At 64.7% G+C, this 24,307-nt stretch carries 21 protein-coding genes; 12 read left to right on the top strand and 9 right to left on the bottom strand.

The window, feature by feature from the left end:
• Positions 1-10 precede the first annotated feature (10 nt).
• Genes HBA99_RS19190 through truA form a run of 3 tightly spaced genes read left to right on the top strand, consistent with a single transcriptional unit; the run spans position 11 to position 2,578 of the window.
• Positions 11-1,063, top strand: coding sequence for a DNA-directed RNA polymerase subunit alpha (locus HBA99_RS19190; RefSeq protein ID WP_030096739.1), 1,053 nt, complete (start codon positions 11-13; stop codon positions 1,061-1,063).
• Positions 1,064-1,123: 60 nt separating this feature from the next.
• Entirely contained in the window at positions 1,124-1,690 is a 567-nt protein-coding gene (gene rplQ / locus HBA99_RS19185) for a 50S ribosomal protein L17 (RefSeq protein ID WP_030096740.1), read from the top strand.
• Between the two features lie 3 nt (positions 1,691-1,693).
• Entirely contained in the window at positions 1,694-2,578 is an 885-nt protein-coding gene (gene truA, locus HBA99_RS19180; protein ID WP_070952088.1) for a tRNA pseudouridine(38-40) synthase TruA, read from the top strand.
• Here the strand turns inward: truA and HBA99_RS19175 are convergent, their stop codons facing one another.
• The 5 genes from HBA99_RS19175 to HBA99_RS19155 all read right to left on the bottom strand — a co-directional run bounded on the left by HBA99_RS19175 (position 2,579) and on the right by HBA99_RS19155 (position 6,726).
• Positions 2,579-3,295 carry a cutinase family protein gene (locus HBA99_RS19175; RefSeq protein WP_057966424.1) on the bottom strand — a complete coding sequence of 239 codons (717 nt, stop codon included), beginning with the start codon at positions 3,293-3,295 and terminating at the stop codon, positions 2,579-2,581. It lies immediately after the preceding gene.
• A 42-nt stretch (positions 3,296-3,337) separates the two neighbouring features.
• A complete protein-coding gene (locus HBA99_RS19170; RefSeq protein ID WP_030096743.1) occupies positions 3,338-3,889 on the bottom strand; it encodes a cutinase family protein in 552 nt (183 codons plus the stop codon).
• A gap of 132 nt (positions 3,890-4,021) precedes the next feature.
• Entirely contained in the window at positions 4,022-5,011 is a 990-nt protein-coding gene (locus HBA99_RS19165; protein ID WP_070952089.1) for an alpha/beta fold hydrolase, read from the bottom strand.
• Between the two features lie 10 nt (positions 5,012-5,021).
• A complete protein-coding gene (locus tag HBA99_RS19160; RefSeq protein ID WP_030096745.1) occupies positions 5,022-5,672 on the bottom strand; it encodes a cutinase family protein in 651 nt (216 codons plus the stop codon).
• A 1-nt stretch (position 5,673) separates the two neighbouring features.
• Positions 5,674-6,726, bottom strand: coding sequence for an EamA family transporter (locus HBA99_RS19155; protein ID WP_064409478.1), 1,053 nt, complete (start codon positions 6,724-6,726; stop codon positions 5,674-5,676).
• Positions 6,727-6,798: 72 nt separating this feature from the next.
• Between HBA99_RS19155 and HBA99_RS19150 the strand changes: the two genes are divergently transcribed.
• The gene (locus HBA99_RS19150) at positions 6,799-7,353 is read left to right on the top strand and encodes a CGNR zinc finger domain-containing protein (protein ID WP_030096747.1); all 555 of its coding nucleotides are present in this window, start codon (positions 6,799-6,801) and stop codon (positions 7,351-7,353) included.
• Positions 7,354-7,366: 13 nt separating this feature from the next.
• On the opposite strand, the gene eccE is transcribed toward HBA99_RS19150, so the two are convergent.
• The gene (gene eccE, locus HBA99_RS19145) at positions 7,367-9,001 is read right to left on the bottom strand and encodes a type VII secretion protein EccE (RefSeq protein ID WP_030096748.1); all 1,635 of its coding nucleotides are present in this window, start codon (positions 8,999-9,001) and stop codon (positions 7,367-7,369) included.
• Between the two features lie 207 nt (positions 9,002-9,208).
• Here eccE and eccB point away from each other — a divergent pair, with 207 nt between their 5' ends.
• Complete coding sequence (gene eccB / locus HBA99_RS19140; protein ID WP_057967488.1) at positions 9,209-10,687, top strand: type VII secretion protein EccB; 1,479 nt, start codon at positions 9,209-9,211, stop codon at positions 10,685-10,687.
• Positions 10,688-10,705: 18 nt separating this feature from the next.
• Here the strand turns inward: eccB and mycP are convergent, their stop codons facing one another.
• Together mycP and eccD are read right to left on the bottom strand one after the other, a co-directional pair.
• Complete coding sequence (gene mycP, locus HBA99_RS19135; RefSeq protein ID WP_046254628.1) at positions 10,706-12,148, bottom strand: type VII secretion-associated serine protease mycosin; 1,443 nt, start codon at positions 12,146-12,148, stop codon at positions 10,706-10,708.
• A complete protein-coding gene (gene eccD / locus HBA99_RS19130; protein ID WP_057967489.1) occupies positions 12,145-13,680 on the bottom strand; it encodes a type VII secretion integral membrane protein EccD in 1,536 nt (511 codons plus the stop codon). Before eccD ends, mycP begins: the two co-directional genes overlap by 4 nt.
• A 267-nt stretch (positions 13,681-13,947) precedes the next feature.
• Here eccD and eccCa point away from each other — a divergent pair, with 267 nt between their 5' ends.
• From eccCa to glmM, 7 genes are all read left to right on the top strand, one after another.
• On the top strand, positions 13,948-17,934 hold the full coding sequence (eccCa, locus tag HBA99_RS19125) for a type VII secretion protein EccCa (RefSeq protein WP_070932963.1): 3,987 nt from the start codon (positions 13,948-13,950) through the stop codon (positions 17,932-17,934).
• Positions 17,931-19,310, top strand: coding sequence for a type VII secretion-associated protein (locus HBA99_RS19120; protein ID WP_070952090.1), 1,380 nt, complete (start codon positions 17,931-17,933; stop codon positions 19,308-19,310). Before eccCa ends, HBA99_RS19120 begins: the two co-directional genes overlap by 4 nt.
• 142 nt (positions 19,311-19,452) lie before the next feature.
• On the top strand, positions 19,453-19,731 hold the full coding sequence (locus tag HBA99_RS19115) for a WXG100 family type VII secretion target (RefSeq protein WP_070915339.1): 279 nt from the start codon (positions 19,453-19,455) through the stop codon (positions 19,729-19,731).
• A 47-nt stretch (positions 19,732-19,778) separates the two neighbouring features.
• Entirely contained in the window at positions 19,779-20,066 is a 288-nt protein-coding gene (locus HBA99_RS19110; RefSeq protein ID WP_070952091.1) for a WXG100 family type VII secretion target, read from the top strand.
• Between the two features lie 288 nt (positions 20,067-20,354).
• A complete protein-coding gene (gene rplM, locus HBA99_RS19105; protein WP_030096756.1) occupies positions 20,355-20,798 on the top strand; it encodes a 50S ribosomal protein L13 in 444 nt (147 codons plus the stop codon).
• Entirely contained in the window at positions 20,795-21,328 is a 534-nt protein-coding gene (gene rpsI, locus HBA99_RS19100; RefSeq protein ID WP_081347115.1) for a 30S ribosomal protein S9, read from the top strand. The genes rplM and rpsI overlap by 4 nt, the downstream gene beginning before the upstream one ends.
• Before the next feature lie 103 nt (positions 21,329-21,431).
• A complete protein-coding gene (glmM, locus tag HBA99_RS19095; protein WP_070920839.1) occupies positions 21,432-22,751 on the top strand; it encodes a phosphoglucosamine mutase in 1,320 nt (439 codons plus the stop codon).
• Here glmM and HBA99_RS19090 read toward each other — a convergent pair.
• Positions 22,748-24,262 (bottom strand): alkaline phosphatase D family protein, encoded by a 1,515-nt coding sequence (locus HBA99_RS19090; protein WP_070952092.1) that lies wholly within the window; start codon positions 24,260-24,262, stop codon positions 22,748-22,750. The genes glmM and HBA99_RS19090 overlap by 4 nt on opposite strands.
• Positions 24,263-24,307: the final 45 nt, after the last annotated feature.

Raw genomic sequence — 24,307 nt, 5'->3', positions numbered from 1 at the left:
ATAGAAAAGAATGCTGATTTCTCAGCGACCCACCCTGTCCGAGGAGACGCTGGCCGAGAACCGGTCGCGCTTCGTCATCGAGCCCCTGGAGCCGGGATTCGGCTACACCCTGGGCAACTCGCTGCGGCGCACCCTGCTGTCGTCCATCCCGGGCGCGGCCGTCACCAGCATCCGCATCGACGGTGTGCTGCACGAGTTCACCACCGTTCCCGGGGTGAAGGAAGACGTCACCGACATCATCCTCAACCTCAAGAGCCTCGTGGTGTCCTCGGAGGAGGACGAGCCGGTCACCATGTACCTGCGCAAGCAGGGACCGGGTGCCGTCACCGCCGGTGACATCGTTCCGCCCGCCGGCGTGACCGTGCACAACCCCGACATGCACATCGCGACCCTGAACGACAAGGGCAAGCTGGAGATCGAGCTCGTCGTCGAGCGCGGTCGCGGCTACGTCCCGGCCGTGCAGAACAAGGCCTCGGGTGCCGAGATCGGTCGTATCCCCGTCGATTCCATCTACTCGCCGGTGCTCAAGGTCACGTACAACGTCGACGCCACCCGCGTCGAGCAGCGCACCGACTTCGACAAGCTGGTGCTGGATGTCGAGACCAAGAACTCGATCACCCCGCGTGACGCCCTGGCCTCGGCCGGCAAGACGCTGGTTGAGCTGTTCGGTCTGGCACGTGAACTCAACGTCGAGGCCGAGGGCATCGAGATCGGGCCGTCGCCGGCCGAGGCAGACCACATCGCCTCGTTCGCGCTGCCCATCGAGGACCTGGACCTGACCGTCCGGTCGTACAACTGCCTCAAGCGCGAGGGTGTGCACACCGTCGGCGAGCTGGTTGCCCGCACCGAGTCGGATCTGCTGGACATCCGCAACTTCGGTCAGAAGTCCATCGACGAGGTGAAGATCAAGCTGCATCAGCTCGGCCTGTCGCTCAAGGACAGCCCGACCAGCTTCGATCCGTCCGAGGTCGCCGGATACGACGTTGCCACCGGCACATGGTCGGACACCGGTTCGTACGACTTCGATGGCGATCAGGACTTCGCCGAAACCGAACAGCTCTAAACACAATCCGTCCCGGTCCTACCTGATACGGGGGCCGGCCCCGAATAGGAGATAGTCGCAATGCCAAAGCCCACCAAGGGTGCCCGTCTCGGCGGGTCGTCTTCGCACCAGAAGGCGCTGCTGGCCAACCTGGCCACCGCGCTGTTCGAGCACGGCCGGATCAAGACCACCGAGACCAAGGCCCGCGTGCTGCGGCCCTACGCCGAGAAGCTGATCACCCACGCCAAGAAGGGTGGTCTGCATAACCGGCGCGAGGTGCTCAAGAAGATCCGCGACAAGGACGTCATCCACGCCCTTTTCGAGGAGATCGGTCCGTTCTACGCCGATCGCAATGGTGGTTACACCCGCATCATCAAGGTCGAGAACCGTAAGGGCGACAACGCGCCCATGGCGGTCATCGAGCTGGTGAAGGAGAAGACGGTCACCTCTGAGGCCGACCGCGCTCGCCGGGTCGCTTCGACCAAGAAGGCCGAAGAGGCGAAGGTCGAGGAGACTCCTGCTGAGGATGTCGTCGAGGTCGAGACCGACACTGCAGACGATGCGGCTGCCGAGGCGGAAGGCGCGGCGGATGCCGCAGCCGACACGGCTGAGGCTCCCGAGGCCGAGGACGCAGACAAGAAGGAATGACCTTTGGTCACACCTGAGAACCAGCCCGCTACCGGAGACGGTGGCGGGCTGGTTCGTTTACGGCTCGATATTGCCTATGACGGAACCGATTTCGCGGGATGGGCCACTCAAGTCAACCAACGCACGGTCGCCGGGGTGCTGGGTGCGGCATTCACGACGATCGTGGGCGAGCCGGTCTCGCTGTACGTCGCCGGGCGCACCGACGCGGGCGTACATGCCACGGGTCAGGTAGCGCATCTCGACATCCCGCATGCTCGGCTCCCAGAAATCCTCGGTAGATCCCGCTCCGCGGATGCGCCTGAGTTCGGCAGGCTGATCCGGCGGCTGTCGCGTTTCCTGCCCAAAGACGTGCGCGTGCTCGATATACGGCGTGCCCCCGAGCATTTCGACGCGCGGTTCTCGGCCCTGCGGCGGCACTACGAATACCGGTTCTCCACGGCGCCGTTCGGAGTGCTGCCTCTAGAGCGGCACGATGTCGTCGGATGGCATCGCCCGCTGGACGTCGGGGCCATGGCCGAGGCTTCGCAGAAACTATTGGGGCTGAATGATTTCGCGGCCTTCTGCCGCCATCGTGACGGCGCCACAACGATCCGTGAATTGCAGCGGTTCGACTGGACGGTCGATGGACATCAGGTGTCCGCGCACGTGAGCGCCGACGCGTTCTGCTGGTCGATGGTGCGGTCGTTGGTGGGTGCGGTGCTGGTAGTGGGGGAGGGCAGGCGGCCAGTGCAGTGGTGCGCGGACCTGCTCAAGAAGGAAAGGCGTTCAAGCGATTTCGCTGCTGCACCGGCGCGTGGTCTGACACTGGTCGGTGTGGACTATCCGCCCGATGACGAGATGGCGGCTCGCGTGTTGATCACGCGTGATGTTCGAGTCCGGAAGGACTGACTACTCGCTGGGCTCGGCTTCGCCGTGGCGGTTGAGTTTCGAGGCAACGAACGCCGCGGCCTCAGCGGGAAGTCCGGTGCGTTCATACGAGGTGTGGGCGTCCCAGCTGTTGTTGGGACCGGCCATGCAGATCGGGTCTCCTTGATTGCAGAGATCGATTGCCCGCGAGCCGAATACGCCGGCGATACCGCTCAGCGGGCCGCCCGTACGGTGGGTGGCGTTGCCGAACGTCGCGATAGCCGCGATGCGGTCGCCCACTGCGGGAGGTAGGGGGCGGTTGAACCCGATGCCCACGTTCGGAACACCGATGATCGTGTCGATTACCTCCGCACCCATCGAGTACCCGCCGATGACGAGCTTGGTCCGGGGGCAACTGGCTGCCACAGCTTGCAGGTGATTGCTCAGATCATTGGCCCCGCCGCCGGCCGAAAAGATGCCGGCGTCGTAGTTGACGGGGTAGACGTTCATGCTGGCCCCGGTCGCCTCGATGCGCGGGGTCAGGGAGTCCACGAACTCACCGCCCACGCGGCCCAACCCGACTGGCTCCTTGCGACCCCGTGCAAATGAGACGTCTACGTCCGAACACGGATCTGCCGACGCGTGAGGCACCGCATAGACAAGCCCGACAACATTCGCTGCCGACAGCGCGAACACCGTCAGGGCGACAAGATAACTCAGGACAACGCCGACCCTCGTGCCCCGCTGATGCGTGGTCACACCACGATGCTACGGGTCAGCGAGGTCTTGTGTGCCCTTTCTCTAGAGCTTGCCCGCCACGAAAGACGCAGCCTGAGCGGGCAGATTTGTCTGCTCGTAGGTCTGGTGCGCGGTCCACGAGCGGCCGCCCTCCTGGCAGACCGGGTCGCCGGGATTGCACTGATCGATCCACCGTCCGGCGAGGGGGCCGGTCATGCCACCGCCGCGCCGGTCGATGTTTCCGAAGGTCGCGATTCCCCTGATCCGGCCAGCGACGTCCGGCGGCGGGTTGTTGGCGACGTCGTCCACGACGGTCGCGCCCATGGAGTATCCGCCGATCACCAGCTTGGTGTTCGGGCAGGATGATGCGACGTCGCTGAGGTGTGCGCGCAGGTCATCGGCACCTTCTCCGGTGGAGAGCAGTCCGGCGCTGTAGTTGACGGGGTAGACGTTCATGCTGCCGACCTTGGGGCCGAGGGCGTCAACGAATGCCTGACCCACGCGGCCGAGGCCGGGCGGCTCATCACGGCCGCGAGCGAAGGAGACGTCCACGGCGGCGCACGGGTCGGCGGTCGCGGTCACCGGCTGCGAGATGGTCACCAGGCTGATGAACATGAGCAGAGCGGCGAGCGGAAATCCCCACCGGCGGACGTGCGCGATTGCAGGTGAAACAGCACTGTACGTCGTCACACGGGAATGCTACGGGTAAGTCAATCTAGTTGTCATATCGGTGCGGTATGGGCCATGTCACCTGGGCGGAAGCGACCCCAGGAACTCAATCATCGCGGTGTTGACCGCGTCAGGCCGCTCCATCTGCACGAAGTGTCCGGCCCCCTCGACGATCAGCACCGACCGCAAACCGGGAACGAGATCGGCCATAGCCGTCATGGGGTCGCGGCCGAGCATTTCCAGGACCGGATCAGCCGATCCGGCGATGAAGGTCACCGGTACGCCGATGGGTCTGTCGTGCAGGTGCTCATTCTGGGACCACACCAGATCCTCGGCCCGGTACCAGTTGAGGCCACCAGTGAATCCCGTGCGCGTGAATTCGGCCGCGTAGTAGTCGAGATCCTGCTCGGAAAGCCAATTCCATGGCAGGGGAGGGGGACTCGGAAGGACATCTAGGTAGCCGTTACGTTTGTCGCCCACGCGTGCCGGGTGGTCCCAACAATCCAGATAGCGATTTGCCCCGCTGAGAGCGTGGAACAGTGTGGCCAGGAATGTCTTTGGCTGCGCATCCAGCTCGGACTCTGCCACGCCCGGCTCCTGGAAGTACTCCAGATGTGTGAAGTGCTGAGAGGCAAGGTAATTGAATCCAACGCTCGGTGTTACCGGGAGTCGCCGGGTGCGCGGTACCGACAGCTGGATCAGTGCGCGAACTCGATCCCTCGCCCAGGCGGGCATGTCCCACACCAGATGTGCCCCGAAATCGTGTCCGGAAAACACCGCATCGTGCAGATCCAGCGCGTCTAACAAGCCGACGAGGTCGTTGACCGTCGTGCTGCGGTTATAGGCGGTTACGTCCCGCGGCGCCGTGGTGCGTCCATATCCGCGCATATCCGGCGCGATGGCCCGATATCCGGCTGCAGACAGCGCGGCCAGCTGGTGGCGCCAGGTGTACCAAAGCCCGGGAAAGCCATGGCACAGAACAACCGCCGGGCCTTCGCCCTGTTCGGCGACGTGCATGTCGATTCCATTGACCGACAGCTGACGGTGGGTGATCTGGGAAACAGTCACCCAGGCGAGGCTAGTTCACCCGGGCGGCAGCGAAGTCCGCAGCCTGCGCAAAGAGTGCCGGCGGGTATGTGGTGTGGGACTTCCAGCTCTCGTTGTCGCCCGCCATGCAGACCGGGTCGCCGTCATTGCACAGGTCAAGGACGCGATCGGAGTAGGCGCCCGCGAGGTTCTGGATCGGGGCGAAGCGGTTGACGATGTTGCCGAAGGTGACGATCGCCCGAATGCGGTCACCGACCTCCGGGGGAACCGGATTGGTGAAGTTGAAGAAGTCCCCGATCGAAACGGGACCCTGGAAACCCAGCGCGGTGTCGACGACACCGGCGCCGAGGGAGTAACCGCCCACCACCAGCTTGGTGTTGGGGCATGAGTTGGCCACCGATTGCAGGTGGGCACTCAGGTCGTTCGCTCCGCCGCTGACGTCAGTGTTGGCGTCGTACCGGACCGCGTACACACCAACGTCTTTGACGCGGTTGCGCAGCGCGCTGATGAATCCGTCGCCGATGTTTCCGACGCCTGGCGGCTGGGAACGCCCGCGGGCGAAGGAAACCTCGACGTTGGGACAGGCCGCCGAAGCGGTGGCGGGGAGGATGACCGCGAGACCCGTGGTCATCATGATTGCCGCAACCGAAACAACCGCCGCGCGTGCGGCGGCGGTGAACAACTTACTGGCTGGGCGTGGATTCGGCTGTAGCGTCACACACTGAGGTTACGGATAATTCGCTGTCACTGCCATGTGATTTCAATCCCGCAGGTAAAGAAGCCGAGAGCCCGGCTGCGCTGGATTCGGCATCCGCCGAGGTATCCGCGCCCTGATGTGCCAGAACCAGACCCGCGAGAATGACCGCGGCGCCCACGTACTGGATGGGTGCGATGGTTTCCCCGAGCAGCACCCACCCCGCGATCACCGCGCACAGTACTTCGGTGAGCGCGATCAACGACGCATAGCTTGGCTTGAGTCGGGCGATGGCGGCGATGCCGGTGAGATAGGCGATCGCGGTGGTGACCACTCCGAGAATGAGGATGGGCACGTAGACCGGTGCATGCCAGCCCGCGACCTGCACATCCTGAGTGGAAAAGGTCATCGGCATGATCCCGGTGAGCCCGAAGCCGCCGACCGCGATGGTGCCGACGAGTAGCCCGCTGGTGGTCAGCGTGATCGGTTGCAGCCCTTGCGCCTTGCCGCCCGCGCGGTGTGACGAGATGAAGTAGTACGCGGCGCACACCGCCGCGCCCAATCCCCACAGCACCCCCACCGGCTCTACGCGGGATCCGCTGAAGATGTTGAGTACCAACAGCATTCCAACTAGCGCGAGAGCCGCGCCGGCAAGTACCCGGGTGTGTGGACGGTGCCGGGTGGACAGCCAGGTCCAGGCGATAACCAGGATGGGGCTCAGGAACTCCAGGAGCATCGCCACGCCGACCGACATGTGCCGGACGGCGCCGAAGTAGCAGAACTGGGCACCCGCCACGGGAATGATCCCGTACAGCACAACGACTTTGGTGTGGCGCCTAGCTTCGGAGAACCATCCGGGTGCCGCGATGCAGGCGGCCACGACCATGACCGCGGCGCCGGTGGCCAGGCGCGCGGTGACGACGGCCGTCAGAGACCAGCCTGCCGCCATGAGTGACTTGGCGAAGGGGCCGGAAAATCCGAAGGTGGCGGCTGAGGCGAGGGCGAGGATCACGCCCGCCCGGAAAGTGGCCCTGTCGTTCACCGCACCTCCCGCGTGTCATGAGTAAAATCGAATACGGTCATGACCGTATAAGTGAAGGATGTCAGGTGTCAAATGCTTTTCACTCATGACACGGAGCAGGGGCTGAAATCTGCGGCTGAGCTGATCAACACCGCCCGCAACGATCGGGAACTGCTCCCTGATCCGGACGCTCTACCGCCGCTGTTGGATCGGTACGGCTGGACCGGCAGGCGTGACGGCGATGAGGCCGAGCTGCAGGCCGTGAAGACGCTACGGACCCGATTGGGCGATATCTGGGCGCATATCAACGACGAGGAATACGTGGTTCGGCAGGTCAACGCGTTGCTGGCCGATACCCACGCCTCGCCGTGGCTCACCCGGCATGTCGAGGAACCCGATTGGCACCTGCACATGGCGGCCAGCGACGCGCCGCTCGCGGACCGCCTCGGTGCCGAGACCGCCATGGTGTTCGCGGACCTGGTGCGCACCGGCGAACAGCGGCGTTTGAAGACCTGTGCCGCCCCGGATTGTGATGCCGTCCTGATCGACCTGTCGCGCAACAGATCCAGGATGTTCTGTGACACCGGAAACTGCGGTAACCGGCAGCATGTGGCCGCCTACCGGGAGCGCATGCGCGACGAGCCCTGAAGCCGCGAAACTTCTACTGTGCGAAAGCCTGTATCGGCCGGCCCAGGTAGGCCAACTCATCGCTGACCGTCACGAGGCGGACCTGGATGGTCTCGCCACCGGCGGTCAAGAGGATGTGGTCGCCGTAGCCATTGGGCTGGTCGATGATGACATCCGGCCGGGCCGGAAGTGCGTCGTACTCGCTGCTGATGATGTGCAGTGCCGTGCAGTTGCTGGGAAGTGCGGTCGGCTGCATGCCGTCCACCACGGCCAGCGTGCATCGAGGGTCGATAAAGCCCGGGCCACTGGCGAATTGGATGCGGTTGGCGTCGCCGATCGAGGTCACCATGACATCCCACATGTGGGGACGGTCGGTGTACACGACCACAAGTGCTCCGATCGCCACCGCTCTGAGCACCACCTGTTGGCATACGTAGAGTTCGGCGCGGACCACCACGGTGTGAACGCCCTGGCCGGACAATCGTGCGGCGATCGCGCGGCCGGACATATCCGAGCCGATCAATTGTCCGCAGCCCGATGTCGGCAGATGAATGCCGTCGAGTTCCTCGTTGCTCATCTCGATGCTGCGGGTCAGGTACTCCAACCCGATGGCCCCCACGGGAAGTCCGGCGAAGAACGCGTCGCGCTGACTCCCGTTCAGTGAGGTCATGCCCGTGGAATGGCGTATCGGAAGTTGTTCGTCGGTTGCCCACCGCACCAGTGCGCCAACCGATGTGCGGCCCTTCGCGGCCGGGCGCAGCCGAACCGTCACGGTGGTCTCCAGCGTGGGCCGCGCCCACAGTCCCGTGAGGGTGGCATCGGTGATGTACCACGGGTCAATTCCCATCGCGACGTTGTAGGAGTCGATGAGCATGAGCCCGCCCCACTCCTCATGCATGGGTGCGCCCGCGTACTGCCGGAGCATTTCGGCGCTGATCCGGTGAATCTGGCCCGCCTGCAGGATGGTGCTGGCGCAGTGGGCCGCCGCCAATGCCCGGCGGACCCGTGCGGTGGCGATGACGGCACATCGTTCCGCGCCGCGCCGGCTGCCTCCGCGGCGGAAGACCGCGTCGACGTTCGCGCCGGGGTCGAATCTCAGTACCACCCAGACGGTGCGGATGGCGACGGCAGGTAGCGGGCCCACCAGCCGGTCGTACCCGCCGCGCAGGACCGTGCCCTGTGCGGTGCGTTGGCCGTTGCTGATGACGTCGATGCTCTCCAGCTCGATGTCGTTCTGATGCATGCACTCCCGCAGCACGCGCAGGGGCACCAGTGAGTCGGTGGCGCAGTGGTCCGGGGTGATGACGGAGGGGTGGCGTTGGGTTGCGCTGACTTCCAGCACCGTGATGAGTTTGCCGTTCTCCCAACGAGTTCCGGTCCAGCTGTCCTGGCTGCTGGGGGTGTCGGCGATGCTGCCCGAGCTTCGGTAAGTGCGGCCCGTCAGATACTTGAATCCGGTAACTGCCCAATGCCTGACCGTCTGACCGCCCCAACGGCCGAGGACGAGCGCCAAGGCCACGATCGCGATCAACAACGCGGCCCACCACGGCCAGCCGAACAGCAAGGAAACCAGGACTGCGGCGAGGATCAGCAGCTGCGAGATCACCATGATCTGGATGGGCATCGTGGCCCGACGCACCTGTTCCGGAGCCGCCCCGCTCGAGGTCACCGTTCCCCCTTCTGTCCCACCGTCATGCCGCGCCGACCCGACTCGGGCATCGCGGTTGCCACCCGCAACCTATCGTGGTTGCCCAGTATTGCAATAGGCTGCATGGCCGTGTGGCCGGTACGTAGGATCTGACAAGATCCGGGGGCAGGCCTAGAGGCATCGTTAGGTCGTAGATCCGAGTTTCGCAGATTTCCTGGAGGGGGGACGATGGCGCGACAACCGACAACCCGGCTGCAGGTCAGCGGGTACCGGTTCCTGGTGCGACGTATGGAGCACGCACTGGTTCGCCGTGACGTCCGAATGATCCACGACCCGATGCGGTCGCAGTCCAGTTCGCTCATGGTCGGCATCGTGCTGGCCACCGTTGTTGTTGCCGGTTGTGCGATCTTGGCGTTCTTTCGGCCCAACATGCCGCTGGGCGACCAGCCCATCGTCATGGCCAAGGACACCGGTGCCGTCTACGTCCGGATCCAGGACACGCTTCACCCCGCGCTCAATTTGGCATCGGCCCGGTTGATCTCCGGGAACAACGAGAATCCCAAGCCGGTCAAGGACTCGGAGCTGGCCAAGGCGCGTCGCGGCCCGCTGGTGGGGATTCCCGGTGCGCCGGCCTCCATTCCGGGTCCGTTGACCGGGGACGACACCATCTGGACGGTGTGCGATGTCGCGACGCCCCCGCCGAGTTCCACCGTCACCTCCACGGTGATCGCGGGCAAGGTGACCCTCGAGAACGGCAACCAGGAGATGCCGAAGGACAGGTACGCCCTGGTGACCGTGAACAGCCAGATGTATCTGCTCTACGACGGCAAGCGCGCCGCGGTGGATCTGACGAACCCCGCGGTGACCCGCGCGCTGCGTCTCGAAGGTGTGACACCCCGGCCGATATCGATGAACGTGCTCAACGCCATTCCCGAGGTTCCGGCCATCGCTCCGCCGCCCATCCCCGACGCCGGAGGGCCTTCGCCCATCACCACCGGTGGTGTTCGCGTTGGGTCGGTCATCAAGATGAGCCGGGCGGACTCTGCCGAGTACTACGTGGTGCTCTCGGGCGGGGTGCAACGCGTCAACGAGGTCACCGCCGATCTGATCCGGTTCTCCGACTCCCAGGGCGCACAAGACATCGTCTCCGTCGCTCCGGATGTGATCTCGGGACACCAGAGCCTCAATGTGCTTGCCGTACAGACATTTCCGGACCGTGCCGGGAAGATTGTGGACGTCCCGGAGAAGTCGGTGCTGTGCAGCAGCTGGAAGCCCGGGCAGGAGAAGACGCAGGAGCACGCCTCGACCAAGCTTTTGATGGGTAACTCGCTGCCGTTGAAGACCGATCAGGTACCGGTGGTGCTGGCGCAGGCCGACAAGGAGGGGCCCAACCTCGACACCGCCTACATTCCGCCCGCGCGTAGCGCATTCGTGCGGTCCACGGGCCTGGGTGGCGATACCGGGCGTGCCGAGTCGCTCTATCTCATCCTCGATACCGGCGTGCGTTTCGGCATCGGGAATCTGGAGGCCGCCAAGTCTTTGGGGCTCACGGTTGAACCCGTTCCGGCCCCGTGGCCGGTCGTCGGGCTGCTGCCGCCGGGGCCTCGACTGAGCAAGGAAGACGCACTCGTCGTGCACGACGGAATGCCGCCGGACAAGACAGGTTTGGCGATCAATCCGTCCACATCGAGCACACCGCCTGCTTAAAAGAGCGTGTTACCGCCGCTATTCGGTGGAGTTGTCGCGGCCCTGCCGCAACTTGCGAACCGGTGCGAGCATCGCCAATGCCGCGGCGAGAAATGCCGCGCAGACCGCTATTCCGATCAGAGCGACACGGCGTGGCCGTGGGTCGGGCGGCGCGGGTGCGGGCGGCAGCTGCAGCTTCTTGGCCGCGTTGGCCCGGGCGAGGTCGCTGGTGGTACCCAGGTCGTCGCTGACGGCGGCCAGCGCGTCCACCACGCCGTAGCCCAGATAAGGGTCCCAGCCGCCGGGCGGGCGGTGTGCCGTGTTCTTGATGCGGTCCATCACTTCGCGCGCGCTGAGCTGAGGGAAGCGTGAACGCACCAGCGCGACAACGCCACTGACCACCGGCGCGGAGAAGCTGGTGCCCTGAATGGGTACCGGGCCCTGCTCGCCCATGTAGGCGTTGGTCAGCGCATCGCGATTGGGGTCCAGCGACACGATGTCTTCACCGGGCGCCGAGACATCGACCCAGGGGCCGCCGAGACTGAACTTCGAGGGTTGCCCATCCGGGCCGATCGAGCCCACTGTCAGGACGAGGTCGTTGTACCAAGCCGGACTCACCGTTTCCAGGACGGCATCCCAGTCCGGGGTGTTGGGCCGCGCCGGATCCGGTGGTGGGTTCTGGTTCTTGCACTGGCCGTCGCCGACATTTCCCGCGGCGACGACCACCACGACGTTCTTGACGTCCACCGCGTACTGCAGGGCGGCGCCCAGCGGTCGGTCATCCAGGAATTGTTTGGCGGAGGCGCACGCCACCTCGGAGATGTTGATGACGGTGGCGCCCAGGTCGGCCGCGGTACGCACCGCCATGGCCAGGGTGTCGACGTTTCCGACGCCACTGATCTTCGAGGGATCGTCCCTGTCGCCCCCGCCGCCCTTGTTCTTCACCGCGAACTTGGCGCTGGACTGGCGAATGGTGATGAGGCTGACGTCGGGTGCGATACCGCTGAACGCGCTCGCCCCCGTGGGATCCGGTGCAGCGGCGATGATTCCGGCCACGATGGTGCCGTGCGCATCGCAGTCCTGGGTGCCGTTGCCGCCCTCGAAGACGTAGTCGCCGCCCGGGATCAGTGGTGGCAGCCGCGGGCTGCGCGCCACACCGGTGTCGATCACCGCGACCGTCTGGCCCGCGCCGCGCGATAGCTGCCATACCAACGGCAGATCCAGCCCGCGCTGCTGTGTGGGCACCTTGTTGAGGTCGCGCTTGGGGTCAATGCCGGGGAATCGGCACAGTTCCTTCTGCTCCGTGGGCTCGATGGGAGCGGCGGGACGCGGGCCGGGAAGCATGCTCGGATCGACGGGAAGTGGTGCGAAGGCGCGTGCGGTCGCCAGCATGTGCATCGAACCGGTCGCCAGCTGCGATGCCATCGCCAACATCACAACGGCTGCAGCGGTGGCGACGCGGCGGGCCACGCCCAGGTTCATGGCAGGTTCAATCCCCGCACGGCGCTGTACACGCCACACACCCAGACGGCGATCGGAACGATCAGCGATAGCGCGATGTATTCGATGATCTCCACCGTGCGGCGGGCCACCGGTGAGTACTTGCGAGCGGACACCAGGAAGCCGAGGGCAATGGCCGAACCGGCCGCGATCGCCGCAAACACGGTGGTGAACACCGCCGCCGTCGGGTACGCGACCGCGATGAACGCGAATGCCGCTGCCGGAATGGCCAAGCCGCCCAGGTTGATCGCGACGGTCTGTGCGAGATCGGCGTGCGAGCGTGCCCGCAGCATCATCGCCAGCGCGATCAATCCGGCGAGCACCACACCACTGAATCGGTGCGCACCGGTGGGGTGATGATCACCGGCTCCGGGGAAGGTCAGCGCGGCCAGCATGGCGCCCACCGCGGTGACGGCGGATGTCCCGCACACCAATCCGGTCAGTACGGCGTGCGCCCGCAGCGCCTTCTCACGAAGATCGGGCAGCGGCGGAAGTGCCGTGGCGTCCTCGACGTCATCACCCTCGGTATCGAGTCCGTCGAGACCTTCGATGGCTTCGATAGGTGCCGTCGAATGTTCAGGACGTGAGGGTGCGCCCTGCGTGGGCACCGGGGGAAGCGGTAGTCGGGCGAGCGCCATGGCCACGCGCGGGGACAGTGCCACCGCGCAGATGCCGACCGAGCCGAGCACGGCGCCGAGGCTATAGATCGGAGGCTCGAAAAGTACATAACCCAGGGCCGCTCCGAACCCGAGCAGCGATGCCGAAGCGACCGCGACAAGGGACATCGTTCCGGTGCCGGTCGCACGCATGGCGAGGATGGATACGACCATCGCCACCATGAGCGCCAGCATCACGTGTGGGGCGCCGTACTTTCCCGGTACGAACAGCGCTCCGGCCACCGCCGAGAAGCCGACAGCGCAATGGCTCAGCATCACCGAGGCCAGGGAGTCGTCATAGACCCGGTTCGCGAACACCGCGGCGGTGATGGCCACCAATGCGATCGCTACGGCGATGATGGGAAGAAGCAGGCCGGGATTCGTGGCTCCGGCACGTAACAGCGCCGTCGCACCGAGCACCGCGGCCAGGCCGCACGCGGAGGCGCCGAGTATCCGGGCGGCGGTCCGGCTCCACGGATGCGCCGACACGGTCCGGAAGGTAGAGACAGCAAGGAAGACGTCGTCGAACAGCGGATCCGGTGCGGCCACATCGGACGCGGTCAGAATCAGTTGATCACCGTCGCGGACCTCCAGCTCACCAAGGGTGCTGGACATCTGCAGCGGTGGCTGACCGGGCCGGGACAAACGCCAGTGCGTTTCCACGGCGTCCTCCGGGCTGGTCAGCTCGGGGACGCCTACATGTTGGTTGATGATGTCGACGATCGAGCCGACCAAAAGGGCCAGCGGAACACTCGTCGGCAGCGCCAGGTCGACCTGGGTGCGCTCAGCCTGGATGGAAACGCGGCACAGTTCGAGTACCGCCGAACGTTGCTCGGCGCCCGACTGCGCATGTGTCATGCTGTGCCCCCTACCTGCCCCCACGGTCATTGATCTTTGCGCATGCACACTAGCCGAACGCTGCTGAGCGCCGCCAGCGGTTCGATGCATCCGGGCGAACGCCATCCACGCGACCAGCGGCTGCAGCGATCTTGTGAGCGAATTCGTTGCGGCACCGGATATAACGGCCCTATCCTGTAGCCCGCCGTGGGCTGGGCGGTAGCGTGGGTGCCACAGATTGCCACGAGATGTGACGCGGGGGAACCGGAGGGCCAGGGTGAGCACGGGGTGAACACCACAATATTCATTCGTCGGCCTCGGCTTGCGGTGCCTCGTGTCCCGGGCGGCGAGGTCAATGTGCAGCCGCCGCCGGAGATTCCGCGGCCGGTCCCGTCGCCGATCATTGCGAAGATCATGCCGCTGGTCATGGTCGTGGCAATGGTGGGCATGATCGCCTTCTTCGTCACCTCGGGAAGCTTCGGTGGTGGGGCAGGCGGCGGGATGATGCGCAGCCCGATGTTCATGCTGTTCCCGATCATGATGATGGTCTCGATGGTCAGCATGGTGTCCAACAGCGGCGGCAAGGGAGCCAAGACCAGCGAGATCAACGAGGATCGCAAGGATTACCTGCGGTACCTCGAAGTGGTGCGCAAGAACGTCACCGATACCGGTGCGGCCCAGCGCAAGGCGCTGCTCTGGAACAACCCGGACCCCGCCGCGCTGTGGACATTGGCCGGTGGCCGCCGCATGTGGGAGCGGCGTCCCGGAGACAGCGACTACTGCCATGTGCGTGTCGGAGTAGGGGATCAGCGTCTGGCGGCCCAGTTGGTGGCACCGGAGATCGGCCCGGTCGAGGAGCTGGAGCCGGTCGCGTCTGTGGCACTGCGGCGATTCGTGCGTACGCACTCGCTGGTGCCCGAGCTGCCTATCGCGTTGAACCTGAGAGGTTTTGCGGCCGTCACCATCGACGGTTCGCCGGAGGTGGCGCGAGGCATGTTGCGCGCCATGATCTGCCAGCTCGCGATGTTCCACGGGCCCGACCAGTTCTTGGTGGCGGCGGTGGTCAATCGGCATGCCGCCCCACACTGGGACTGGCTCAAATGGCTTCCGCACTCGCAGCATCCGAGCGCCTTCGACGGCGTCGGCTCATCTCGGCTGGTCTACCACTCGCTGGGTGAGGTCGAGGAATCGTTGGCGTCGCTGATTACCGAGCGGGAACGGTTCTCGCGGACCGCGCAGCCGTCCCCCGACCGGCCGCAGATTCTCATCATCGTCGACAGCGGCACGCTGATCGGGTCCGAACGCCTCATCGTCGACCACGGCATCGATTCGGTGACCCTCGTGGAGATCGGCACCAGGGTGGATCCGCTCGCGGCCCGTCGCGGTATGCAACTGGAGCTGACCGAACGCGGGCTGGGTGCCAAGGGCAACGTCGGGTCCGAGGTCTTCGCCCACCCGGATCACCTCACCGTCACCGAGGCGATGGCGTGTGCGCGCCGCTTGGCGCCCTATCGGGTGCTGACGGGCAGCGGCGACGAGGTTCAGATCCAGACCGAGGTCAGCACGCGCTGGTCCGACATCGTGGGTATCGGTGATCCCGGACTACTCAACCCGGAAGTAGTGTGGCGCAACAGGGTTGGCCGTGACAGGCTTCGGGTTCCGATCGGTATCGCGGTCGACGGCACTCCAATGGAGCTGGATATCAAGGAAGCCGCCGAGAACGGCATGGGTCCACACGGGCTCTGCATCGGTGCGACCGGTTCGGGTAAGTCGGAGTTTCTGCGCACGTTGACACTCGGCATGATCGCGACCCATTCGCCGGATGCGCTCAACCTCGTGCTCGTCGACTTCAAGGGTGGAGCGACGTTCCTGGGTCTGGATCGGGCACAGCACGTCGCGGCGATCATCACCAACCTCGCCGAAGAGGCGAACCTGGTGTCCCGCATGAAGGACGCTCTTGCCGGCGAGATGAACCGGCGCCAGGAGCTATTGCGCGCCGCGGGCAACTTCGCCAATGTCACTGAGTACGAGCGTGCGCGCGCTGCTGGTGCGTCCCTCGCCCCATTGCCGGCACTGTTCATCATCGTCGACGAGTTCTCCGAATTGCTGAGTCAGCATCCGGATTTTGCGGAGTTGTTCGTCGCTATCGGCCGTCTGGGCCGGTCGCTACATGTGCATCTATTGCTCGCTTCGCAACGTCTGGATGAGGGTCGTCTGCGCGGGCTGGAATCGCACCTGTCTTATCGGCTATGCTTGAAGACGTTCTCTGCCAACGAATCCCGTGCCGCGATCGGCGTGCCGGACGCCTATCATCTGCCCAACACCCCCGGTTCCTGCTACCTCAAGGACGACTCGGGGGAGCTGACGCGATTCCAAACCTCCTACGTCTCAGGTCCATATGTGCCGTACGGACCGGCGCGTCGGGCCGTCTCCTCGGGAGGCGGAGGTGCAGCGCCGCGCCTCTTTACCGCTGCGCCGGTGGCGCTGCAGATGCGTCCGGTGGAAGTGGTCGAAGATGACACTCCGGCCGCGTCCGAAGGGGCACCAGGAAGGTCGGTCATCGACACGATCCTCGATCGCGTTGAGGGGCATGGCAATCCGGCTCACGAGGTGTGGCTTCCGCCATTGGACGATTCGCCCACGCTGGGCGACCTGATTCCTCGTCACGGTCGTGCTGGTTTCGACGCGGTGGGCAGCCTGACCGTTCCGATCGGAATCGTGGACAGGCCGTACGAGCAGCGGCGCGACCCGTACATCGTCGACCTCTCCGCTGCGGCGGGCAACGTCGCCATTGTCGGCGCACCCCAGTCCGGGAAGTCGATGGCTGTCCGCACCCTGGTGACCTCGCTCGCGGTGACACACAGTCCCGCGCAGGTGCAGTTCTACTGCCTGGACTTCGGTGGTGGCACGCTCACGTCGTTGGCGCAGCTACCGCATGTCGGTTCGGTGGCCAGCCGCCTGGAATCAGATCTGATCCGGCGGACTTTCGCCGAAATGCTGACGATCGTCAGATCGCGTGAGAATGCCTTCCGCGCCTATGGAATTGACTCGATGGCCGAGTACCGGCGGCGCAAGGGTGCAGGTGACCCACAGCTTGCGAATGATCCATTCGGTGACGTGTTCTTCATCATCGATGGCTGGTCCACCGTACGGCAGGAGTTCGAGGCTCTCGAGCCACAGGTAACCGCGCTTGCGGCGCAGGGGCTTGGTTTCGGTGTGCACACCGTGGTCACGGCGTCGCGCTGGGCCGAGATCCGTCCGGCCCTGAAGGACCAGATCGGCACGCGCGTCGAGCTTCGTCTCGGTGATCCACTGGACTCGGACTTCGATCGCAAGCTGGCACAGCTCGTGCCCGATGGCAGGCCGGGCCGGGGTATCACCCGCGACCGTCGGCACATGCTCATCGGATTGCCACGCGTCGACAGTGTCTCGTCGAATCAGGACCTTGGTGAGGCGATCAGTGCGGCCGCGGCGAGCATGCGCCAGCGCAGTACGGCGGAAGCGCCGAAGGTTCGCATGCTGCCGCACAAGATCGATTACGCCGCACTGGTTCCGCAGGCACCCCAAAACGATCAGCCGAACCTGCGCATCCTCGTCGGTATCAATGAAACCGAGCTGGCCCCGACGTTCCTGGAGTTCGGCGAGCAGCCGCACATGATGATCTTCGGCGACAGCGAGTGCGGCAAGACCGGCTTGTTGCGCACCATGTGCCGCGAGATCGTCCGCACCACCACCCCGGAACAGGTGCAGCTGTTCATCGTGGACTATCGGCGCACCTTGCTCGGTGTCGTCGAGACCGGGCATCTGGCCAAGTACGCGATGTCGAGCAATACCCTGGTCGATGAGGTGCCTGCGTTGATCGAGCTCCTCAAGTCGCGCATGCCGGGACCCGATGTGACTCAACAGGAATTGCGGGACAGGTCCTGGTGGTCCGGCCCGGAGATCTACATCCTGGTCGACGACTACGACCTGGTGGCGCTGGCAAGTGGAAACCCGCTGCTGCCACTGGCGGAGTACCTACCGCACTCGAAGGACATCGGCCTGCATGTTGTGATCGCGCGCCGCACCAGCGGTGCCTCGCGGGCGATGTTCGAGCCGATGATGGCCCGCATGAAGGACTTGTCCTGCATCGGTTTACAGATGAGTGGCAACAAAGATGAGGGTGTGCTGCTGGGGACGGTCAGACCGAGTGAGCAGCCTGCGGGGCGCGGCACCCTGGTCATGCGCTCGGGCGGTCAACAACTGATCCAAGTCGCCTGGAGCGATCCGCAGTGATTCTGGATCGCGACCCGCAGATAGGGACGCGGGTGGCGATCGAAGTGACCGAGACCGCAGTCCGAGCGCGAACCGACGCCGGCATCCGTGAGGCCGGACATTCCGATGTTCGGTCGGCGGTCGCCGCACTCGATGACGAGATGGCCCTGTTACCGGGGCGCGTGGTTCCGTCCCGCGCGCTCTGGGCAGCCCTGTTCGAGTCGTTGCTCACTGACCAGAATGCCCCGGTCCGCCTCGATTCCATGCAGCTGATCCATCCCACGGCGTGGAGTCCTGGACGACGCACCACGCTGTCGAATGCCGCGCGGATGATGGCCGCGAGACTGACCGTGCGTTCGCGCGCCATCGCACTGGCCGAGCGCGGTGTGCGCACCGATTTGTCGGGGCGCTCCCTGGTGGTGGTCGAGGTGTCGCCTGGTGAGGTCGCCGTCATCGTTGTGGCGCACGGCTCCGCCGGTGAGCCGGAGGCGACGGTTCGTCATCTCGAAGAACGGTCCTGGGAGGCCAAGAACGCCGCAGACGTTGCGCGCGCCGTGGCACGTGCCGTCGAGGATGTGGTCCGCAGCGAGCCGACGGGAGTCGCCGCGATCCTCGTCGACTCGGCCGATAGTGAGATGGGTGAGGCGATCGTCGACGCGGTCGATCGGATCGGCTTGACTCCTGGGGTATCGCAGGTCGCCGAGGATTCGGTATTTCGCGATGTCGGTCAAGCTCCGCGGGGGCCGGCGTTCGTCGATGAGCCGGCCGAAGAGCCCGTTGTGGCCAGAAGGCCCGAATGGACACCCGCATCGCCCGCGAGATCCGCGCCGCGGCTTCCCGCGTGGTGGCCGCTTGCCGCGATTGGTCTGGCCGCCGCAGTGGTCGTCACCGGTGTTGTCGTGACCGTGGCCTCCGCGCGGGAGCGGCGAGCGTCGCCGACGGCTCCCGTGGTGGCGACATCGCTGCTGGTAGAGGGGCATGTGCAGTTCATGGTGCCCGCCGAGTGGGCGGTACGGCGTATCCCTGCGGGCGGTGCCGGCTCAGCGAGGGTCGAGGTGATCTCACCCGCGGACCCCGAGACGGTCGTGCATGTGACCCAGGTGCGGGTGAAGTCGACAGAAACCTTGGCCTCAACAGCCGAGACGCTGCGAGCTGCCATGACGAAGGAGCCGCCGGGGGTATTCACCGATTTCAAGGCCGACGACCACAAGGCGGACCGGCCAGCTGTTACCTACACCGAGGTGCGCGAGGGCCATGACATCGCATGGACGGTGCTTCTGGATGATGACCTGAGAATAGGAGTTGGCTGCCAGTCCAAGAAAGATAGCTATAATGATGTCGAACAGGCTTGTGATCTGGCAATCAGAACTGCGCATGCGGTAAAATCGGGTAACTAGAAAGATTGCTGAAAAAAATTTTGAAAAAGATGGAACCGATCTGACGGTCAGGCCATCGTATGTAGTTGTAAGGACAAAACCGGCCAGAAACCGGAAGTCACACCCGTGACTGGCCGGGCCTGGGGACAAGGGAGGACATAAAGTGGCTGTTTTTCAGAATGACCTGGCGTTGCTCGACGCTACGTCGAAGAAGATCGAAGGCAAGCACCAGGAGTTCACCGCGATCCAGAACCAGCTGCGGGACCGCGTAGCGGTGGGCACCAGCACGTGGCAGGGTCAGGCGCGGCATGCCTTCGACGAGGCGATGGCTCGCTTCGACCAGGAGATGGGCGACATCCAGAAGGTGCTCCTGCAGATCTCCGACACCATGGAGTCGAACAAGCGTCGCATCCAGGAGATGGATGAGGGTCAGACCTTCTAGGTCTAGCAATAGTCATCAGAGACATCACATAGCAAAGGGGAACGAACATGCAGATTACCTATAATCACGGCGAGATCGACGCATTGGTTGCAGATGTCAAGGGCATTATCGGCAAGATTCAGGCCGGCCTCGAGGAACTGCAGCACGACGTCAATCCCTTGATCCAGCAAGCTGAGGGTCAGGAAGCGACCGCGTACCAGGAGTACCAGAAGGCTTGGCACCAGTCCGCTGAGGACCTCAACCAGATCCTGACCCAGCTCAACTCCAAGGTTGACCAGGGTAACCAGGATGCGCAGCACACCGACCAGAGCGCTGCGGGCGCCTGGCACGGCTAAATCGCCGACGGTTTGTTCAAGACCCTGTGGGGCCTTGGTGGGGGAGAGCCACCAAGGCCCCACAGTTTTTTTGTGGAAGTGTCCGGGGTGCTCACAGGGCGGGCTCGACCGCGTTTTGACCTGCGGTGACGTCGCCCGGTAAGCTCCTCCGTTGGCGTGCGGTATGTCATCGCACACGAGGCTCGGGTCACCACTGGTCGCCGAGATCAACCTCCACCGTCCGCCATGACCAGCGCTCCGAACGGCAACAGCCGTCCGGGGATCCACCCGAGTAGACAAGGAAAGACTGTGCCTACCTACACGCCGAAGGCGGGTGACATCACCACAAGCTGGTATGTCATCGACGCCACGGATGTAGTGCTCGGCCGTCTTGCCGTTCAAGCAGCCACCCTGCTGCGCGGCAAGCACAAGCCGACCTACGCCCCGCATGCTGATGGTGGCGATTTCGTCGTCATCATCAACGCAGAGAAGATTGCCCTCAGCGGCAAGAAGCTCACCGACAAGTTCGCCTACCGTCACTCGGGCTTCCCGGGCGGTCTGCGTAAGCGCAGCATCGGCGAGCAGCTGGAGAAGTTCCCCACTCGCACGGTGGAGAAGGCAATCATCGGCATGCTGCCCAAGAACAAGCTTGGCCGCCAGATCGAGCGCAAGCTGAAGGTGTACGCAGGTCCCGAGCACCCGCACGCCGCGCAGCAGCCGATCCCGTTCGAGATTAAGCAGGTGGCTCAGTGACCGATATCGCCGAAGAGCAGACCCCCGAAGAGAACGCGGACATCTCAGTGGACGGCGGCGACCAAGCGGTCGTCGAGGTCGTTGTTGAGGATTCCGCCGAAGAGACTGCCGTCAAGGCCGCTCCTCGTGGGCCCGTCGTCATCGACAAGCCCATCCAGACCGTTGGCCGCCGCAAGGAGGCCGTCGTCCGCGTGCGCCTCGTCCCCGGCACCGGCAAGTTCCACCTGGATGGCCGCACTCTGGAGGAGTACTTCCCGAACAAGGTGCACCAGCAGCTCATCAAGGCGCCGCTAGTTTCCGTCAACCGTGTGGACAGCGTGGACATCTACGCTCACCTGTCCGGTGGCGGCCCTTCGGGTCAGGCAGGCGCGCTGCGTCTGGCTATCGCCCGTGCGCTCATCATCGTGGAGCCCGAGGACCGTCCGGTGCTGAAGAAGGCCGGCTTCCTCACTCGTGACCCGCGTGCGATCGAGCGTAAGAAGTACGGTCTCAAGAAGGCCCGTAAGGCGCCTCAGTACTCGAAGCGCTGATCGACTCTGTTCGTCCGCGTATTGCGCCGGCACACGACCTGTGTGTCGGCGCAATCGCGTTATTGGGCCAGTTTGATATGACTGGTTATGGAAGGTTTACTGCATGGGCTCACTATTCGGCACTGACGGTGTGCGTGGTGTCGCGAATGCCGAGCTGACAGCCGAGCTCGCGGTCGCGCTGGGCTCGGCCGCTGCGCGGTCGTTGGCCAGTGGTCGCGCCATCGCGGTCGTGGGTCGAGATCCGCGCGCCAGTGGTGAGATGTTGGAGGCCGCGGTTGTCGCGGGTATCGCGGCAGAAGGCGTCGACGTGCTGCGAGTCGGTGTGCTGCCCACCCCGGCGGTGGCATACCTGACGGGTGCCTACGGAGCGGCCTTCGGCGTCATGATCTCGGCCTCGCATAACCCCATGCCGGACAACGGCATCAAGATCTTCGGCGCCGGCGGTCACAAGCTTGATGACTCCGCCGAGGATGCCATCGAGGCGCAGCTGGACACTCCTGCGGCACGTCCGACCGGGGCGGGCATCGGGCGTGTGCGCGACGCCGTCGACGCCCTCGACCGGTATCTGCATCATGTTCACAATGCCGCCACCCATCCGCTGAGCGGAGTCACCGTGGTGGTCGATTGTGCGCACGGCGCGGCCTCCGACGCGGCGCCCTTGGCCTACCGCGCCGCGGGTGCTCACGTGATAGACATCAATGCCGACCCCGACGGGCTCAATATCAACGACGGTTGTGGGTCAACGCATCTCGGTCCACTGCAGGCGGCCGTGAAGGCCCACGATGCTCACCTCGGGCTTGCGCATGACGGCGACGCTGACAGATGTCTTGCGGTAGACGCGGATGGGAACGTCATCGATGGCGACGCCATCATGGTCGTGCTCGCCGCAGCGATGGCGGAAGCCGGTGAGCTCACCGATAACACGCTGGTCACCACGGTGATGAGCAATCAGGGATTGCATATCGCCATGCGTTCGGCGGGCATCGACGTCAAGGTGACCGGTGTCGGTGACCGCTATGTGCTGGAGGAGTTACGCGCGGGCCAATTCGCCTTGGGGGGCGAGCAATCCGGTCATATCGTGTTGCCCTCGCTGGCCACTACCGGAGACGGGATCGTCACCGGCCTGCGTCTCATGTCCCGGATGGCTCAAACAGGTAAGTCATTGGCTGATCTTGCGTCCGCGATGCGTAGCCTGCCGCAGACGCTGATCAACGTGCCGGTCTCGGATAAGCACACGGTGGCGAAGGCACCCGAGGTGCTTGCGGCCGTCGCCGCTGTGGAGTCTGAGCTTGCGGGCAATGGCCGAATCCTGTTGCGTCCTTCCGGAACCGAGCAACTCGTTCGTGTCATGGTGGAGGCCGGCGAGCAGTCGACCGCACAGCGCCTCGCCGAGCGGGTGGCCGAGGTGGTCGGCGCGGTCTAGGCACGCGCCAGGCTGCGGGTGTACAGCGCGGAACCCGCGGCGTCGCACAGGGTGACGGTGAGATCGCCGCTTGTGCCGTCGATATCGACCTGCCCAAAATGCTGGTAACCGTCCAGCGGTGACTGCTGATCCGGCGGTGCCGCGTGGACGTAATCCGCTCGCGGCCCGAAGGTTCCGTCGAGTGGCTTCTCCTGGCCGGCGCCGGCATGCAGTGGACCCGACACAAACTCCCAGAACGGGTCGAAGTCTGTGAAGGCGGCACGCGCAGGCGAGTATTCATGCGCCGCGGTGTAGTGCACATCGGCGGTCAGCCACACCACATTGCGGACCTGTCGCGCTTTCAGTTGCGAGAGGATGTGTGCCAGTTCGGTTTCTCGCCCCAGAGGGGGGCCGTTATCGCCATTGGCGACGGCCTCGAAGTTCGTCTTGCCGTCGGGTACCACCAGCGCCAGCGGCAGGTCATTGGCGACGATTTTCCATACTGCCTTGGATGAGGCCATGGCGTTGATCAGCCATTCGGTTTGGCGGGCGCCGAAGATGGCGCCATGCTGCTGCCGGTTGGTGGAGTTGGGATCCTTGTAGCTGCGCATGTCGAGGATGAACACGTCCAATAGCGGACCGTATGAGACTCGTTGGTAAACAAGGCCGTCAACGGCTTCGCGGCGTTCGGTTGGTTGCCATTCATGGAATGCCCGGTGCCCGCGTTGTGCGAGCACATCGACTCGCTTTTCGGTGTACTTGTCGTTCTCCAGAATCTCGCCCGGATACCAGTTGTTGAGCACTTCGTGGTCATCCCACTGCACTAGTTGCGGAACGTGCGCGTTGAAGTAGCGGTAGTTTGCATCGGTGAGGTTGTACGCGTGTTGGCCGCGATACTGGTCGAGTGTCTGTGCCACATCGCTTTTCGCCTCGGATACCTCGTTGCGCCATATCCGTCCATCGGACAGGGTCAATGTTTCCTGGATCGGAACATCCGCGTACACCGTGTCCCCGCTGTGCAGGAAGAACTGCGGATTCCGGTCCGCCATGGTGCGGAAGATCCTCATCCCACCGACGTCTGGATTGATGCCGAATCCTTGTCCCGCCACATCGCCGGACCAGATCAGTCGCACGTTTCGTGCGTCGGTCGGTGCTGTCCGGAAGACGCCGGTAACAGGCTCACTCAGGGCTCCATCGGAGTCCAGTGTGACCCGGTAGTGCACCTCGGAGTCCGCGGGCAGGCCGGTGAGACGCAGTCGGCCCGTCCCGTCGGTCTCGGGTGTGAGGATCGGCCCGGTGAAACGTCGCACGTCCGAGAAGCTTTCGGTGGCAGCTGTTTCGACGAGCATGGTGGCCGGGCGATCCGAGCGGGCCCAGACCAACGCCCCGTCGGAGCGGGGGAATCCGCTTGCGACTCCATGCGTCAGTCTCGGACGAGTAGTCACCAACGCCGGCCCGCATGCCGCGGCCGGAGCAACAGCGAGCCCAAGCAGGGCGGCACGCAGGACCGTGCGGCGCGGAATGGCTGTCATCCCACCACCTTCGGGGTGGCAGGCAAACGTACGCCGAACGCTACG

Source organism: Mycobacteroides chelonae, assembly GCF_016767715.1.
Lineage (GTDB): Bacteria > Actinomycetota > Actinomycetes > Mycobacteriales > Mycobacteriaceae > Mycobacterium > Mycobacterium gwanakae.
This window is presented reverse-complemented; position numbering and strand designations above follow the sequence as displayed.